The organism is Streptococcus oralis, from assembly GCF_964238205.1.
Taxonomy (GTDB): Bacteria; Bacillota; Bacilli; order Lactobacillales; family Streptococcaceae; genus Streptococcus; species Streptococcus oralis_CZ.
In genome coordinates this window covers 471,677-486,252 of sequence record NZ_CAXSLF010000001.1, presented here as the reverse complement: position 1 = coordinate 486,252, position 14,576 = coordinate 471,677, and the positions used below count along the sequence as shown (strand labels likewise).

Genomic DNA, 14,576 nt, shown 5'->3' with positions numbered 1-14,576 from the left:
AAAAAGATAAAATCCTTTAAAATAAAAAGTGTTGGAGGAATTTATGATTGTAAATCAAATAAAGCGTATGATCCCGACGCTAAAGGTAAATAATAGAAATTTAAATGAATCATTTTATATTGAGACTTTGGGGATGAAACCCTTGCTTGAAGAGTCTGCATTTCTATCACTTGGAGACCAGTCAGGCATTGAAAAGTTAGTTTTAGAAGAATCACCAAGTATGAGAAGCCGTAAAGTTGAAGGGATAAAAAAATTAGCTAGACTACTTGTAAAGGTAGAAAATGCATCTGAAATTGAAGCCTTACTAGCTAGAATGGAAAAACATCCTCGCCTCTACAAAGGAAACAAGGGCTATGCTTTTGAGGTTCTTTCTCCGGAAGGAGATTGTGTCCTTATCCATGCGGAAGATGATATCAAAGATTTGAATAAAGTTGAGGAAGAAGTCACTTTTTCAAAAGATGAGAAACTGAGATATTTGACAGCCTTTGAAATCTCTGTGGAAATTAACTTGCCAGAAAAGACAGCTAGTCTGCTTGAAAAAGAAGAAATCGAAAACCGACTAGCTTTTAATCAAGCTCAAGGTAGTGATTTGCTGGTTGAAAATAATGTAACTTGGGACTTGTCCATGTTGAAATTTCAAGTAGAGAATCTGGATCTTGCTGTATTGCGTCAGCGTTTCGAAGGAGCTGGTTACTTTATTCCAAAATCTGAGAAGTTTTTCCTAAGTAAGGATACCAACAACATCGAATTGTGGTTTGAAGAAGTATGAAACAAAAAATCATTCAAAAAATAGAGCAACAAATTGAGGCAGGGATTTATCCTGGTGCCTCTTTTGCATATTATCAGGATGGTGCTTGGTCTGATTGCTATTTAGGCGAAGCAAATCCAGAAATTGGTGAGAAGACTCGCGAGGGTTTGGTCTATGATTTGGCCAGTGTGAGTAAGGTTGTTGGAGTAGGAACTGTCTTAATCTTCTTGTGGAAGGAAGGTAAGATTGAGCTAGATAACTCCATAAGAGACTATCTTCCAGAGGTGGATTATCCAGACATTACCCTTCGACAACTCCTAACGCATGCGACGGATTTAGATCCTTTTATCCCAAATAGGGATCAGCTTTCAGCTGACCAGCTAAGAAAAGCTATGTTTCATCTGAATCGACGTGAAAAGAGAGCCTTTCTTTACTCGGATGTGCACTTTCTCTTGCTGGGTTTTCTCTTGGAAAGTTACTTCAAGAAAGATTTAGACCAGATTTTACAGGAGCAAGTTTTGGATCCGTGGAAGTTGAAGGAAACACAGTTTGGTCCAGTTAGCAGTGCTGTTCCAACCGTTCGTGGACAGAAAGCAGGAGTGGTCCATGATCCCAAAGCTCGTTTGCTTGGGAAACATGCAGGTAGTGCAGGTTTGTTTTCAACAGTTCATGATTTAAAAATCTTCCTTGAGCATTATTTGCAGGATGATTTTGCCACATCCTTAAGTCAAAATTTTTCAGATTTGAGTGATAAAGAACGCTCATTGGCCTGGAATCTTGAAGGTGACTGGCTGGACCATACAGGCTATACTGGGACCTTTATCATGTGGAATCGTAAGAAGCAAGAGGCGGCAATTTTTCTATCTAACCGAACCTATGAAAAAGATGAGCGTGCTCAGTGGATATTAGATCGTAATCAGGTCATGGACTTGATTCGAGATAGAGACTAGGGGGAAGTATGTCAAAAGCTTTAAAAGGAACTCTTTTTACAGTGATTGCAGGTATTGCCTGGGGCTTGTCTGGCACCAGTGGTCAGTACTTGATGGCTCATGGGATTTCTGCTCTTGTCCTGACCAATATCCGTTTGATAATTGCTGGATTACTCTTGCTTCTTCTGGCCTATACTAAATCGAGGGATAAATTTATGGCCTTTCTGAAGGATAAATCAAGTCTGTTTTCTCTCTTGTTATTTTCTTTATTTGGTCTTTTTCTGAATCAATTAGCTTATCTATCGGCTATTCAGGAGACAAATGCTGGGACAGCAACAGTCCTCCAGTATGTCTGTCCAGTTGGAATTCTTGCTTACACTTGTATCAAGGATAAGGTGGCTCCGACGCTTTCGGAAATCATCTCTATGTTTTTAGCTATAGGTGGTACCTTTCTCATTGCAACTCATGGACAGTTGGATCAGCTTTCTATGACACCAGCGGGTCTCTTCTGGGGCTTGTTCTCAGCCCTGACCTATGCTCTTTATATCATTTTACCCATAAAATTGATTCAAAAATGGGGGAGTATTTTGGTTATTGGTGTTGGAATGACCATCTCTGGTTTTCTAGCAGTACCTTTTACAGGCCTTATCGGTGCTAGTGTTTCCTTGTCTTTTGATATCTTTCTTGCATTTGCAGGAATCATCCTTATCGGAACGGTCTTTGCCTATACAGCCTTTCTTAAAGGAGCTAGTATGATTAGCCCAGTCAAGTCGAGCCTCTTGGCCTCTATTGAGCCTATTTCAGCAGTTTTTTTCGCCTTCATGATTATGGGAGATATTTTCTATCCGATTGACTTTCTTGGAATGGCTATGATTTTATTAGCTGTAACCATTATTTCATTAAAGGATTTAATGCTAGAAAAGAAACACCACTCAGTGTAATTTACTAGAACAGTCTTTTTACAAGGACTGTTTTTTGTGTTTACATCCATCTAAGTCTTTAAGCCCCTTAAAATGGTTTGATATTTTTTCGTGACTATTTTAATGTTTGGAGAGTTTATCATTCGTTCTACCCAACAATTTATGGCAAGTTTATCACCTTCAACTCTTACTAACTTTGCTGAAACTAGGACAAATGTAGCTAGTGATAGGGCAGCTTATTCTAGTAATTTTATTTTTCAATTAATGATGTTAGGGATTACTTTCCTTTATCTCTTGATTCGAAATTATGATTTTAAACAAGACCTATACGCTGGAGCTGGGCTGTTTTAATTTGGGTCCCCCTTATCTTTGCTGTAGTTGGGATATTTGGTGATATTGTAACAACCCTTAGTGGTGAGTACAATTAATTTAATCCTCAGTTGATCCTTTTTATTGATCCCATGGAAATCATTCGAAAATTTATGGTTTTGACGCCAATGGCCATTGGTTATGCTCTTCTAAATGGTTTTTATGAAGAATTTTTCTTCTTGGGATTGCTGACTTCAGTAAAAGAAAAGCATCAGTGGCTGGTTCTAGTATATTCTGTAATTATACGAATTTCTTTCCATACCTATCAAGGCTTACTCTGGGCCTTGGTTATTGGGCTTATTTATGGTCTCTTTTATTATTTCTTGTACAAGTATGTGGTCAAGAATTTACTCCCATTCTTTATCATGCATGCTCTTGCAGATACGTTTGGTTCAAGTCTCTTGTATCTCTTAATTGTTTGGGGAAATTAGGAATTTAGGACAGGAAATTGAGAAATCAAACTTTTTGACAACAGTCCAATGAGTCACTGTATCAAAGTCTTCTTGTGAATAAAAATAGAGGTCGGGATTTTTGGTCCCGACCTCTTGTTGATTCTATATGGATTAGTCTTTGTTTTCGTACGGCAAGATCAAGTTTAGGATGATACCTGTCATAGCTGATAGGGCAGTACCTGAAAGGGTAACTGGTCCAAGTTTAAGGATAGCACCACCAAGTCCAAGCACCAACATAGCACTTGCGATGATAAGGTTGCGCATCTGACCGAAGTCAACACGTTCTTTGATCAAGACTTTCAAACCGTTACTTGCGATAACCCCGTAAAGAAGGATAGACATACCACCAAGTACGGCATTTGGAATTGTTGAAATCAAGGCAGTGAATTTTCCAAGGAAACTTAGTGAAATGGCGATAAGGGCTGCGTTACGAATAACTGATACAGAAGCGATACGAGTCATACCGATAACCCCTGTGTTTTCACCGTAAGTTGTATTAGCAGGACCACCAAGGAAGGCAGATACAGATGTTGCAATACCGTCACCAAGAAGGGTACGGTGAAGACCTGGTTCTTTCAAGAATTGACGGCCACAGATTTGGCTTAATACTGTATGGTCTCCAATGTGTTCTGAAATTGTTACGATAGCAATTGGTAGGATGGCAATTGTTTCAGGACCGAAGTATAGGTTGTACTCTTTGAAGGCACCACCTGTGCTAAATGGTAGGTAGAAGCCAGGGATTTCAAACCAGTTAGCTTCAAGAACAGGAGTGAAGTCAACCAATCCAAGTGCTAGAGCAAAGAGGTAACCACCGATAATGGCAAATAGGAATGGGATGATTCGTAGGAAGCCTTTTCCTTTTGTATTGATAAAGGCAGCAATCAAGAAAGTAACAACGGCTACAAGGGCGTTTTTCCAGTTTCCATCAGCTACAAGACCAGCGTTGGTAACAGCTGAACTAGCTAGTCCAAGACCGATAACGATGATCATAGGACCGATAATGATTGGAGGTAAGAGTTTGTCGATCCATTTTGTACCTGCAAAGCGCACACTTGCAGCAACAAGGACATAAACAAGACCAGTCAGGATAACCCCTGTCTGAGCAGCAGATACATCACCACCCATTTCTTTCATGGCAAGTGACATAGCTGTTATAAAGGCAAAAGAAGAACCCAGATAAACTGGAACTTTAAAGCCAGTAGAGATCATGTAAATGAGTGTTCCTACACCTGATGCAAAAAGGGCAACCGATACAGGCATTCCCAAGATCAAAGGTACCAAGATGGTTGCACCAAACATGGCGAATACGTGCTGGAAGCTAAGAAGAATTCCCTTTCCAGCTGAAGGACGTTGGTCAACGTCTAAAAGCAAATCAACAGTTGATTCCTGTTTCATATTAACCTCACTTTTGGGCATCAAAAAAGAGCCCATTATTTTATAGCAATAGGCTCCCAGAGTAAGACCTCTCTAAAACAAGACTCCTATATCAAGTTTTAAAGAGTTTTATATAGATCTGCGCCTTCGTCACCTCACGGGATGACATTAAAAACCTTTGCTTAGGATAGTATAGCAGAAAAAAATGATTTTGTAAATCATTTTTTCCCGAGCCTTGAAACGAGAAAGCGAGGTATGATTTTGTAAATCATTTTTTCCCGAGCCTTGAAATGAGAGAGCGAGGTATGAGTTTGCAGATTTTTAATCTTTCTAAAGCGGACGTTTGTTAGGCATGCCAGCCTTTCTTGGGTATTTATTTGGAGTTTCTTTTTTCTTCTCGACAATAGTAATGTAGCGAGGGTCTCCGTTAGGGAGTGTGTAACTGAGATTATCTTCAACCTTACTAAAGAGAAGGTTAAGGGCATTTTTAGCCTCAGTTAATTCCTCTGGGGCATTGCTAGCCTTCAGTGCTAGCAATTTTCCACCGACTTTTAAGTAGGGAATAGTCAACTCGGACAGGACCTGCATACGGGCAACAGCACGAGCTGTAACGATATCAAACTGAGCACGGAAGTTCTTATCTTGGGCGAAGTCTTCGGCACGTCCGTGATAGAAGTGAACATTTTCTAACCCTAGTTCTTGGGCTAATAGATTCAGAAAGTTGATGCGTTTATTGAGGGAATCAATAATGGTCACATCTAGCTGAGGATAGAGAATCTTCATAGGAAGGCTAGGAAAACCTGCTCCAGCACCAATGTCTAAGAGTTTAATGGGCTGGTTTTCAATCAATCCCTGTAAAATAGGAGCGATGGAATCATAGAAGTGTTTAAGATAGACTTCTTCTTTTTCTGTAATAGCAGTCAGGTTGATTTTTTCATTCCATTTAACCAAGAGTTCAAAATAACGCTCAAATTGAACTTTTTGCTGGTCAGAAAGATGGATATTTTGTTCAGCTAGCAAGTTATAAAATGTTTCTGGTTTCATAGTAGTTTCCTTCTTAAGTATCATCTTATTTTACCACAAAAAGATGGAAATTTGATATACTAGTATTAATCTAAAAGCAGAAAGGAATTATATGATGACTTGGATTATTCTTGGAGTTCTTGCTCTTATTGTTATTTTCGTAATTGTTAGTTATAACGGTTTGGTTAAAAATCGCATGCAAACTAAGGAGGCATGGAGTCAGATTGATGTTCAGTTGAAACGTCGTAACGATCTCTTGCCAAACTTGATTGAGACTGTAAAGGGATATGCAAAGTATGAAGGTTCAACGCTTGAAAAAGTTGCAGAACTTCGTAATCAAGTAGCAGCAGCAACTTCACCAGCAGAAGCTATGAAGGCTAGTGATGCTCTTACACGTCAGGTTTCAGGAATCTTTGCGGTTGCAGAAAATTATCCAGACCTAAAAGCAAGTGGCAACTTTGCACAATTGCAAGAGGAGTTGACCAATACTGAAAATAAAATTTCTTACTCTCGGCAACTCTACAATAGTGTTGTTAGCAACTATAATGTTAAATTAGAAACATTCCCAAGCAACCTTGTTGCTGGACTCTTTGGTTTTAAAGTGGCTGATTTCCTTCAAACACCTGAAGAAGAAAAGGCAGTACCAAAGGTTGATTTTAGTGGTTTAGGTGACTAGGATGTTGTATGATCAAATCGCGAGTAATAAGCGAAGAACTTGGATTTTACTACTAGTATTCTTTTTACTTTTGGCTTTGGTTGGATATGCAGTTGGTTATCTCTTTATGCGATCTGGTCTTGGTGGCTTAGTTATCGCTCTGATTATCGGCTTTATCTATGCCTTGTCCATGATTTTTCAATCAACAGAGATAGTCATGAGTATGAATGGTGCGCGTGAGGTGAATGAGCAGACTGCACCAACCCTCTATCATGTTGTGGAAGATATGGCTATGGTGGCGCAAATCCCTATGCCACGTGTCTTCATCATCGATGATGCCAGCTTAAATGCCTTTGCTACGGGTTCAAATCCCCAAAATGCAGCGGTAGCAGCAACTTCAGGACTCCTTGAGATTATGAATCGTGAAGAGTTAGAGGCGGTTATTGGTCATGAAGTCAGTCACATTCGTAACTATGATATTCGGATTTCTACGATCGCGGTTGCCCTTGCCAGTGCTATTACACTTTTATCAAGTATGGCTGGACGCATGATGTGGTGGGGAGGTGCAGGTCGTGGTCGTAGAAGTGATGACCGCGATAGTGGTGGACTTGAAATTATTATGCTAGTCGTTTCTCTCCTTGCAATTGTTTTGGCTCCCCTAGCAGCAACCTTGGTACAACTAGCCATCTCTCGTCAACGAGAATTTTTAGCAGATGCTTCCAGTGTGGAGTTGACTCGTAATCCTCAAGGGATGATCAATGCCCTTCGTAAGCTGGACAATAGTAAACCCATGAGCCGTCATGTGGATGATGCTAGCAGTGCACTTTACATCAACGATCCTCAAAAACGAGGTGGGTTACAAAAACTCTTTTATACTCATCCGCCAATCTCAGAACGGATTGAGCGTTTGCAACATATGTAAAAACATCCAGAGATTTTCCTCTGGATGTTTGCTATTTTCTACAGTTATAAATCTTGTAAATCAACTATTTCCAAACCATTCTCTGTCAAACGATAGATACTCCTACAGACTTCTTTTAAGAAACGTCGATCATGTGAAACAGTGACCAGACCACCAGGATAATTGGCAAAGAGTTTTCTGATTTCGGGTTGAGAAGTTGGAGAAAAGTTTCGTGTGGGTTCATCCAGAAGGAGAAAGTTTGGTTTCCGCAGCACTAAATTCAAAAGAAGGAGTTTACCTTGTTGACCACCAGATAAAGAGTGAATCTTGTGGCGCATTTCTGGATAACTGAAATTGAGACTGGCTAGGAAGGATTGGATTTTCTGTAATTCCTCTTTATGTCCAGTTTGGCTGAGAAATTCTACTGGAGATAGATCCAATTGCAATGTTTCTTGGTAATTTTGTGGCATAAATCCAAGTGAAATCTCACTTTTGCCACTTAGTAGTTGTTGTAACTTGCCTAACAGAGTTGATTTGCCAATTCCATTGGGACCGATGATGCCGATTTTATCTTGCCCCCAAACAGTTAGTTGGAGTTTTTGAGACAAAACACGCTCACCAATGGACAAATTTTCCTTTTCCAGTCGAAGTAAGACTTTAGAAGCTGCTAATGGCTCTATATCTGAGAAGAAGAGTTGGATTTCTTCTTCTTCAAATGGTTTCTGGGTCATGGACTGAGCTGCTTTTTCGTAGCGTTTTTCTTGAGAAAGAACATTTTTCATCTTTTTAGCCAGTAGTCGTCCGGCAGTACTGTCTTTGGTAGCTCGAAGTGCAGTTTCTACCTTTTGCTTGACTCGGCGATGCTTTTCCATGGTTTTATCATAGGATCGTTGGTCGTTGTCAGCTTGCTGGCTTTGTCTGGCAAAGTTAGCCTTTCTCTGTTCACTATAGCAATTATAGTCTAAGTGCTCGACTAGGGTTTCAGCTTCCTTTCGATGCTTGACCAGTCGCAAGTGGATAATGGTGTCTGCAGTTTGAGAGAGGAAGTCTTCATCATGAGAAATGAAAATAACGGTCTGCCCAATCTTCTGAACCTGCTTTTTTAGCCAATCAACTGTCTCAAGGTCCAGGTCATTTGAAGGTTCATCTAAAAATAGAATCTCAAAGGGCTTGGCTAATTCATGGATAAGCTGAATTTTCAAAGCTTCACCTCCCGATAGACTACCAATCTCTTGGTCACTAGCAAAACGACTGCTATCAAAGTGCAATTCCTCAGCTAAACGATAGAGAATACTGTAGTCCAAATCAGCAGATTCTAAAAAGAAGTAGTCCTGTAGAGATTTTTTTTTCAATTTTTCAGGGAGATGTTGGGGAATGTAAGCCAGGGACCTAAGGTCAGACTGGATTTCTCCACTGATTGAGAAATCGGCTAATCTTTCGCCCATTAAAGTTTTAAGTAAGGTTGATTTTCCATTTCCTTCTTCGCCGATAATAGCGACCTTTTCTCCTTCTTGGATAGTAATATTTAAATCGGAAATAAGGTCTCGTAGGTCTTTGTTTTGAGTGATAGTTAGATGGTTAATTTTTATCATATTAATGCCCTTTCTAGAATGTCTATATTGCATAACAAAAGCTCTACTTTACCTAGTAGAGCCCAAAGTCTATGTCAAAAAAACTCTTTTAATACTCTTCGAAAATCAAATTCAAACCACGTCAGCGTCGCCTTACCGTACTCAAGTACAGCTTGCGGCTAGCTTCCTAGTTTGCTCTTTGATTTTCATTGAGTATAAAATGCCAGAAGAAAGAGCATAAAAGAGCACACAAAAAGAGACAAGAACAAGATCTACTAAATAAAGGTTCTTTATTTGATAGACTTAGTTGTTCATGTCTCCCTTACCTCCAAAAATTACTATGTTTATTTTATACCTTTTGGAACACTTTGTCAAAAGAAATGAGAAATTCAAATCTTTCTAGAAACCAAAAACGGGTCCATAGAGAGTCAAAACGTGTTTGACTTGATCGTAGTGGAATTTGTCATAGTTTCGCCAAGCTGTGCGAGCTTCTTCATTGAGTTTAAGGGTGCCAAGTCCAATCAAGAGACTGGTATGTTGGTAAAATTTCTCAAGATCAACTAAGATAGAGTTATCTAGTTTCTTTGTCTTTTTAAGTTGTCTGAGTAGCTCGTCAATATTTTGTTGCAAGCGCAGATCATCAGGCAATCCTTGTTTACAAGTTTGGTAAGCTTTGTTTAACTCGGAAATGAGTTGATAAGCTTCTAAGATTAGTTCTTTGTCTTCCATATGAGCGTCCTCCTTTGCCCATGTATTGATGTCTATAGTATAGCACAAAAAATAAAATTGTCATAATAAATATATCAAAAAATGATAATTCTCTAGATAGCAGAATTAAAGTCTAGAAATATTTTGAAGGAGAGGAAAAAATTCTTAAAAATATTTGACATTTATCCGTTGACAGAGGATAATGAGTTGAAAAATATTGTAATCTTTTATGATTCAACTAATTTTTAGCGACTTTTAATGAAGAAATTTTTGCTAGACTTTTATATAGCAGTACATAATAATGGGTTGTTTACCATTGAGTTTACGAAAGTGAGTAGGAAGTGAGTAAAGATGATTAAGATATCAATTAGTTTGTTGCTAGAGGCAATTGAAGATAATGTCGATTATGAAATCATTCAATCTCTTGAACTTGAAACTGATATTAGAAAAATCACTAGACAATTTCAAGGAGAAAATGGGGAATTCTTAGTTAAAGAGGAAGTATTAGAAGAGTTACCTTTTGATATCAATACAAGGAATGAAATTATTAAACAAATAAAACAAAACAGTCAGAACGTGGATAGAGATGACTTTGATACATTGTTACAGTTATATTATTGAGAACCAAGGGCAATGTAAGTACTTTTTGAGGTCGTAACCCTATAAAGCTTACGCGTTCTATGGTACAATATATCTATACTACATGGTATAATCAAGATAGTAAATCTTTATGGAGGAAGTATGAAATTAAATATTCAAGAAATTCGTAAGTTGCCGGAAGGCTTGCACTTTGAGCAAACTTTAGATTTGGTGGCAGACTTACGTAAACGTAATCAAGAAATTATAGATGTAAAAGATATTGTTGCTGTAGGGAAAGTTCAGTACGAAGACCTTATGTTTTTCCTAGATTATCAGTTATCTTATACAATCGTTCTAGCTTCTAGCCGTAGCATGGAACCGGTAGAATTGAAAGAGTCTTATCCAGTGACAGAAGTCTTTATGGAAGGTGCTACCAATCAACTGGATCAAGAAGTTCTAGATGATGACTTGGTTTTACCGATTGAAAATGGGGAAATCGACCTGGCTGAAAGTGTCTCAGATAATATCTTGCTAAATATTCCAATCAAGGTCTTAACAGCTGAGGAAGAAGCTGGTCAGGGATTTGTTTCTGGAAATGACTGGCAAATCATGTCTGAGGAAGAGTATCGAGCCCAACAGGCAGTCAAAAAAGAAGAAAATAGTCCTTTTGCAGGTTTGCAAGGACTGTTTGACGGAGACGAATAGATGGTTTTATCCAAGAAACGTGCTCGTCATGTCATTGAGGAAATCATTGCTCTTTTTCCAGATGCAAAACCAAGTCTAGATTTTCGCAATCATTTTGAACTTCTGGTTGCTGTTATGTTGTCTGCTCAGACGACAGATGCGACAGTCAACAAGGCTACTCCTGGCCTTTTTGCAGCTTTTCCAACCCCACAAACCATGGCAGATGCAAGTGAGAGTGAGATTGCTTCGTATATTTCTCGCCTAGGCCTTTATCGCAATAAGGCTAAATTCCTCAAAAAATGTGCCCAACAACTACTGGATGATTTTGACGGTCAAGTCCCTCAGACTAGGGAAGAATTAGAGAGTTTGGCAGGAGTTGGCCGAAAAACAGCTAACGTAGTTTTGAGCGTGGGATTCGGTATTCCAGCTTTTGCGGTAGATACTCATGTTGAGCGTATCTGTAAACACCACGATATCGTTAAAAAATCAGCTACACCCCTTGAGGTCGAAAAACGTGTCATGGATGTCTTGCCACCAGAAGAATGGTTGGCAGCCCATCAGGCTATGATTTACTTTGGTCGTGCTATCTGTCATCCCAAAAATCCAGAATGCGATCACTATCCACAGTTATACGATTTTAGTTCATTATAAGGCTTAGCATTGAATGTTTTTACTTGCTTTGAACTAGGCTTTGTGATATAGTAAGGACAATAAAATATTCCTTTAAACCTGTCCCGTGAGGCAGGCAAGGAGCTCGATTAAGTAGAAGGGTAAGTCTATACTGTTTGCAGTATGGCTCGCTTAGTTATACATTCTCAAGTTTCCTTGAAAAAGGAGACTTTTCTTTTTGGAGGTTTGTCATGAAGACAAAAGAAGTTGTAGACGAATTGACCGTCAAACGAGCGATTACTCGGATCACCTACGAGATTATCGAGCGAAATAAAGATTTAAACAAGATTGTATTGGCTGGGATAAAAACACGTGGTGTCTTTATTGCTCACCGTATCCAAGAGCGTTTGGAACAATTGGAAAATATCTCTGTTCCCGTTGTAGAATTAGACACAAAACCTTTCCGCGATGATGTCAAAAGTGGTGAAGATACTTCATTGATTTCTGTCGATGTGACAGACCGCGAAGTCATTTTGGTGGATGATGTACTTTATACAGGTCGTACAATCCGTGCTGCTATCGATAACATTGTCGGGCATGGTCGCCCTGCCCGTGTAAGTCTTGCAGTATTAGTTGACCGTGGACACAGAGAATTGCCAATTCGTCCAGATTACGTTGGGAAAAATATTCCAACTAGTCGTTCTGAAGAAATCATCGTTGAGATGACAGAACTTGATGGCCAAGATAGAGTTTTGATTACTGAAGAAGCTTAAAAGCTAAAGGAGTAGCCATGTCAGAAAATCAACAAGCACTCAAACATGTGGTGTCCATGGAAGATCTCACTGTGGACCAGGTTATGAAATTGATTAAACGAGGAATTGAGTTTAAAAATGGAGCAAAAGCGTCTTATGAGGACCAACACATCGTCTCTAATCTCTTCTTTGAGAGTTCGACTCGTACCCATAAATCTTTTGAAGTAGCAGAGATTAAACTGGGCCTTCAGCTACTGGACTTCGATGTGAAAACAAGTTCAGTCAACAAGGGTGAAACACTCTACGATACAATTTTGACCTTGTCAGCCTTGGGAGTAGATGCCTGTGTCATCAGACATCCCGAGGTAGATTACTACAGAGAGTTGATTGATAGTCCGACGATTACGACTTCGATTATCAATGGTGGGGATGGTTCGGGTCAACATCCTAGCCAGAGCTTGCTTGATTTAATGACGATTTATGAAGAATTTGGACACTTCGAAGGACTCAAGGTAGCCATTGCTGGTGACCTTGACCATTCGCGTGTGGCTAAATCCAATATGCAAATCTTAAAACGCTTAGGGGCAGAACTCTACTTTGCTGGACCTGAGGAATGGAGAAGTCAAGAGTTTGCAGACTATGGACAGTTTGTAAGCATTGATGAAATCATTGACCAAGTTGATGTGATGATGTTTCTCCGTGTTCAACATGAGCGTCATGAAAGTGGAACAGTCTTTTCAAAAGAGGGCTATCATGCACAGCATGGTTTGACTCAAGAACGTTATGAACGCTTGAAAGATAAAGCTATTCTGATGCATCCTGCTCCTGTAAATCGCGATGTTGAAATTGCTGATCACTTGGTCGAAGCACCAAAATCACGTATTGTTCAACAAATGACCAATGGTGTCTTTGTCAGAATGGCAATTTTAGAATCTGTATTGACTTACAGAAACGCAAAATAAGACACAAAACGTTAAAAGATGCCTGAGAGCATCCACGAGAGGTGAATTTATGACTAAACGACTTCTAGTTTTAGAAGATGGAACAATTTTTGAAGGAAAAGCCTTTGGGGCTGATATTGATGTAACTGGTGAAATCGTCTTTAATACTGGGATGACCGGTTATCAAGAATCCATTACGGATCAGTCTTATAATGGGCAAATTCTAACTTTTACCTATCCCTTGGTTGGAAATTATGGGATTAACCGTGATGACTACGAGTCTATCAGTCCAACCTGTAAAGGTGTAGTAGTATTTGAAGAAGCTCGTAGAGCCAGCAACTGGCGAAACCAGATGACACTGGATGAATTTTTGAAGTCTAAGAAGATCCCTGGTATTTCAGGTATTGATACACGTGCTTTGACAAAAATCATTCGCAAACATGGAACTATGAGAGCGACTCTGACACATGTTGGAGATAGTATCGATCACATCACAGATCAGCTTCAAGCAACTGTTCTACCAATTGATAATATCAAACAGGTTTCTACAAAAACTGCTTACCCAGCTCCAGGAGTAGGTTTAAGTGTGGTACTTGTAGACTTTGGTCTCAAGCATTCAATCTTAAGAGAGTTGTCTAAGAGAGAGTGTAATGTAACGGTCGTTCCTTATACTACAACAGCAGAGGAAATCCTTCACTTAAATCCAGACGGAGTTATGTTGTCAAATGGACCGGGAAATCCAGAAGATGTACCAGAAGCACTTGATATGATTCGTGGTATTCTTGGCAAGATTCCAATCTTTGGTATTTGTATGGGGCATCAACTCTTTGCAATGGCAAATGGTGCTAAGACCTACAAGATGAAATTTGGTCACCGTGGCTTTAACCATGCAGTACGTGAAATTGTAACAGGGCGCGTGGATTTCACTAGTCAAAACCATGGATATGCAGTGAGCCGTGAAGATTTTCCAGACCATTTGATGATTACTCATGAAGAAATCAATGACAAGTCAGTTGAAGGTGTACGTCACAGATACCAACCAGGTTTCTCTGTGCAATTCCACCCAGATGCTGCACCAGGTCCGCACGATGCAAGTTATCTATTTGACGAGTTCATCGAGATGATGGAAGCCTTCAAACAAACAAACTAAAGACGAGTGTGAAATCGTCGGAGAATTTATTTAATGGCAACCCGAGAGTTGCCGAATAGAAAGGCAGGTCGTTTCTTTTAGTCGCTATCAGGCGAACTAAAAACTCCCTGCACTAGATTTTTTATCGAAAGATATCGTTTCTCTAAAAAATCGTCGGAGAATTTATTTAATGTCGCTCTGTGAGGCGACGAATAGAAAGGAGAAGGGTGAG

At 39.4% G+C, this 14,576-nt stretch carries 15 protein-coding genes and 1 pseudogene; 12 read left to right on the top strand and 4 right to left on the bottom strand.

From position 1 onward, the window contains the following. The first annotated feature begins 43 nt into the window (after nucleotides 1-43). The 4 genes and pseudogenes from ACESOD_RS02510 to ACESOD_RS02495 all read left to right on the top strand — a co-directional run bounded on the left by ACESOD_RS02510 (nucleotide 44) and on the right by ACESOD_RS02495 (nucleotide 3,397). A complete protein-coding gene (locus ACESOD_RS02510; RefSeq protein ID WP_373093804.1) occupies nucleotides 44-769 on the top strand; it encodes a CppA N-terminal domain-containing protein in 726 nt (241 codons plus the stop codon). After that, nucleotides 766-1,698: a serine hydrolase domain-containing protein gene (locus ACESOD_RS02505; RefSeq protein ID WP_373093802.1), complete on the top strand. Its 933-nt coding sequence runs from the start codon at nucleotides 766-768 to the stop codon at nucleotides 1,696-1,698. Before ACESOD_RS02510 ends, ACESOD_RS02505 begins: the two co-directional genes overlap by 4 nt. An 8-nt stretch (nucleotides 1,699-1,706) precedes the next feature. Continuing rightward, the gene (locus ACESOD_RS02500) at nucleotides 1,707-2,618 is read left to right on the top strand and encodes a DMT family transporter (RefSeq protein ID WP_373093801.1); all 912 of its coding nucleotides are present in this window, start codon (nucleotides 1,707-1,709) and stop codon (nucleotides 2,616-2,618) included. Nucleotides 2,619-2,652: 34 nt separating this feature from the next. Next, a pseudogene (locus tag ACESOD_RS02495) lies at nucleotides 2,653-3,397 on the top strand (CPBP family intramembrane glutamic endopeptidase). 132 nt (nucleotides 3,398-3,529) lie between these two features. On the opposite strand, the gene ACESOD_RS02490 reads toward ACESOD_RS02495, so the two are convergent. Beyond that, nucleotides 3,530-4,813, bottom strand: coding sequence for a uracil-xanthine permease family protein (locus ACESOD_RS02490; protein ID WP_373093800.1), 1,284 nt, complete (start codon nucleotides 4,811-4,813; stop codon nucleotides 3,530-3,532). 309 nt (nucleotides 4,814-5,122) lie between these two features. Beyond that, on the bottom strand, nucleotides 5,123-5,836 hold the full coding sequence (rsmG, locus tag ACESOD_RS02485; RefSeq protein ID WP_373093798.1) for a 16S rRNA (guanine(527)-N(7))-methyltransferase RsmG: 714 nt from the start codon (nucleotides 5,834-5,836) through the stop codon (nucleotides 5,123-5,125). A 94-nt stretch (nucleotides 5,837-5,930) separates the two neighbouring features. Here rsmG and ACESOD_RS02480 point away from each other — a divergent pair, with 94 nt between their 5' ends. Together ACESOD_RS02480 and htpX are read left to right on the top strand one after the other, a co-directional pair. Beyond that, nucleotides 5,931-6,491, top strand: a complete 561-nt coding sequence (locus ACESOD_RS02480; RefSeq protein ID WP_000219831.1) for a LemA family protein — start codon at nucleotides 5,931-5,933, stop codon at nucleotides 6,489-6,491. 1 nt (nucleotide 6,492) lies between these two features. Then, complete coding sequence (htpX, locus tag ACESOD_RS02475) at nucleotides 6,493-7,392, top strand: zinc metalloprotease HtpX (protein WP_373093797.1); 900 nt, start codon at nucleotides 6,493-6,495, stop codon at nucleotides 7,390-7,392. A gap of 44 nt (nucleotides 7,393-7,436) precedes the next feature. Here the strand turns inward: htpX and ACESOD_RS02470 are convergent, their stop codons facing one another. Further along, entirely contained in the window at nucleotides 7,437-8,996 is a 1,560-nt protein-coding gene (locus ACESOD_RS02470; RefSeq protein ID WP_373093795.1) for an ATP-binding cassette domain-containing protein, read from the bottom strand. A 345-nt stretch (nucleotides 8,997-9,341) separates the two neighbouring features. After that, nucleotides 9,342-9,671: a helicase BlpT gene (locus ACESOD_RS02465; protein ID WP_373093794.1), complete on the bottom strand. Its 330-nt coding sequence runs from the start codon at nucleotides 9,669-9,671 to the stop codon at nucleotides 9,342-9,344. 330 nt (nucleotides 9,672-10,001) lie between these two features. Between ACESOD_RS02465 and ACESOD_RS02460 the strand changes: the two genes are divergently transcribed. The 6 genes from ACESOD_RS02460 to ACESOD_RS02435 all read left to right on the top strand — a co-directional run bounded on the left by ACESOD_RS02460 (nucleotide 10,002) and on the right by ACESOD_RS02435 (nucleotide 14,365). Further along, nucleotides 10,002-10,271 (top strand): hypothetical protein, encoded by a 270-nt coding sequence (locus ACESOD_RS02460; RefSeq protein WP_373093792.1) that lies wholly within the window; start codon nucleotides 10,002-10,004, stop codon nucleotides 10,269-10,271. Nucleotides 10,272-10,391: 120 nt separating this feature from the next. Further along, a complete protein-coding gene (locus ACESOD_RS02455; RefSeq protein WP_373093791.1) occupies nucleotides 10,392-10,934 on the top strand; it encodes a YceD family protein in 543 nt (180 codons plus the stop codon). Beyond that, nucleotides 10,935-11,564 (top strand): endonuclease III, encoded by a 630-nt coding sequence (gene nth, locus ACESOD_RS02450; RefSeq protein WP_373093789.1) that lies wholly within the window; start codon nucleotides 10,935-10,937, stop codon nucleotides 11,562-11,564. Nucleotides 11,565-11,773: 209 nt separating this feature from the next. Then, nucleotides 11,774-12,295, top strand: a complete 522-nt coding sequence (gene pyrR, locus ACESOD_RS02445) for a bifunctional pyr operon transcriptional regulator/uracil phosphoribosyltransferase PyrR (protein WP_000850020.1) — start codon at nucleotides 11,774-11,776, stop codon at nucleotides 12,293-12,295. Nucleotides 12,296-12,312: 17 nt separating this feature from the next. Continuing rightward, nucleotides 12,313-13,236 (top strand): aspartate carbamoyltransferase catalytic subunit, encoded by a 924-nt coding sequence (locus ACESOD_RS02440; RefSeq protein WP_373093788.1) that lies wholly within the window; start codon nucleotides 12,313-12,315, stop codon nucleotides 13,234-13,236. Nucleotides 13,237-13,285: 49 nt separating this feature from the next. Further along, nucleotides 13,286-14,365 carry a carbamoyl phosphate synthase small subunit gene (locus ACESOD_RS02435; RefSeq protein WP_373093787.1) on the top strand — a complete coding sequence of 360 codons (1,080 nt, stop codon included), beginning with the start codon at nucleotides 13,286-13,288 and terminating at the stop codon, nucleotides 14,363-14,365. The last annotated feature ends 211 nt before the right edge of the window (nucleotides 14,366-14,576 follow it).

Excerpts from the sequence above, each read along its gene's own strand:
- ACESOD_RS02510 (WP_373093804.1), top strand. The coding sequence starts at position 44 with ATGATTGTAAATCAAATAAAGCGTATGATCCCGACGCTAAAGGTAAAT.
- ACESOD_RS02440 (WP_373093788.1), top strand. The coding sequence starts at position 12,313 with ATGTCAGAAAATCAACAAGCACTCAAACATGTGGTGTCCATGGAAGAT.
- ACESOD_RS02480 (WP_000219831.1), top strand. The coding sequence starts at position 5,931 with ATGACTTGGATTATTCTTGGAGTTCTTGCTCTTATTGTTATTTTCGTA.
- ACESOD_RS02460 (WP_373093792.1), top strand. The coding sequence starts at position 10,002 with ATGATTAAGATATCAATTAGTTTGTTGCTAGAGGCAATTGAAGATAAT.
- htpX (WP_373093797.1), top strand. The coding sequence starts at position 6,493 with ATGTTGTATGATCAAATCGCGAGTAATAAGCGAAGAACTTGGATTTTA.
- ACESOD_RS02505 (WP_373093802.1), top strand. The coding sequence starts at position 766 with ATGAAACAAAAAATCATTCAAAAAATAGAGCAACAAATTGAGGCAGGG.
- rsmG (WP_373093798.1), bottom strand. The coding sequence starts at position 5,836 with ATGAAACCAGAAACATTTTATAACTTGCTAGCTGAACAAAATATCCAT.
- pyrR (WP_000850020.1), top strand. The coding sequence starts at position 11,774 with ATGAAGACAAAAGAAGTTGTAGACGAATTGACCGTCAAACGAGCGATT.
- ACESOD_RS02470 (WP_373093795.1), bottom strand. The coding sequence starts at position 8,996 with ATGCAATATAGACATTCTAGAAAGGGCATTAATATGATAAAAATTAAC.
- ACESOD_RS02465 (WP_373093794.1), bottom strand. The coding sequence starts at position 9,671 with ATGGAAGACAAAGAACTAATCTTAGAAGCTTATCAACTCATTTCCGAG.
- ACESOD_RS02500 (WP_373093801.1), top strand. The coding sequence starts at position 1,707 with ATGTCAAAAGCTTTAAAAGGAACTCTTTTTACAGTGATTGCAGGTATT.
- ACESOD_RS02435 (WP_373093787.1), top strand. The coding sequence starts at position 13,286 with ATGACTAAACGACTTCTAGTTTTAGAAGATGGAACAATTTTTGAAGGA.
- nth (WP_373093789.1), top strand. The coding sequence starts at position 10,935 with ATGGTTTTATCCAAGAAACGTGCTCGTCATGTCATTGAGGAAATCATT.
- ACESOD_RS02455 (WP_373093791.1), top strand. The coding sequence starts at position 10,392 with ATGAAATTAAATATTCAAGAAATTCGTAAGTTGCCGGAAGGCTTGCAC.
- ACESOD_RS02490 (WP_373093800.1), bottom strand. The coding sequence starts at position 4,813 with ATGAAACAGGAATCAACTGTTGATTTGCTTTTAGACGTTGACCAACGT.